Here is a 255-nt window from a genome sequence, read left to right as displayed (position 1 = left end):
CATGCAAGTCGAACGGCAGCACGGAGCTTGCTCTGGTGGCGAGTGGCGAACGGGTGAGTAAAATATCGGAACGTACCCAGGAGTGGGGGATAACGTAGCGAAAGTTACGCTAATACCGCATACGTCCTAAGGGAGAAAGTGGGGGATCGCAAGACCTCATGCTCGTGGAGCGGCCGATATCTGATTAGCTAGTTGGTGGGGTAAAGGCCTACCAAGGCATCGATCAGTAGCTGGTCTGAGAGGACGACCAGCCAC

The 255-nt window shown here is 55.3% G+C and carries 1 rRNA gene; it reads left to right on the top strand.

Going from position 1 to position 255, the window contains the following annotated elements:
- Positions 1–255, top strand: a 16S ribosomal RNA gene (locus GTP44_RS28525); the annotation flags it as partial.

This window comes from Duganella lactea (assembly GCF_009857505.1).
Taxonomy (GTDB): Bacteria; Pseudomonadota; Gammaproteobacteria; order Burkholderiales; family Burkholderiaceae_D; genus Rugamonas; species Rugamonas lactea.
Note: the sequence above shows the minus strand (reverse complement) of the source record. Positions and strands in the feature narration are given on the sequence as shown.